The following is a 232-nucleotide window of genomic DNA, read 5'->3' as shown; positions in this document are numbered from 1 at the left end:
GGCCGGTGCGCCCGCACCGGCCTCGGGAGCCGGGTTCTGGGAGTGACCGGCGGTGGACGGTTCCGCGTCGCTTCCGGCTGCGGTCTCGTTCACCGCGGTGGTGGGGTTGTCGGTCTCGCCGGTAAGCGCATTCGTGTCGGTATCCGGTTTCGAACCGTTCGCCGGATCGGTGGAGGTCTTCTCCGGCTCACCGCCGACGGCGGTATCCGCCGGTTGACTCGGGGGCCAGGGC

General features: G+C 71.1%; 1 pseudogene. It reads right to left on the bottom strand.

Annotated features, from left to right (window positions below):
- Positions 1-232, bottom strand: a pseudogene (locus CUZ56_RS16115) (hypothetical protein); the annotation flags it as partial.

It is taken from the genome of Saezia sanguinis (genome assembly GCF_003991585.1).
In the GTDB taxonomy this organism is placed as follows: Bacteria; Pseudomonadota; Gammaproteobacteria; order Burkholderiales; family Burkholderiaceae_C; genus Saezia; species Saezia sanguinis.
The sequence above is the reverse complement of the archived record's forward strand: the minus strand, read 5'-3'. Positions and strand labels throughout refer to the sequence as shown.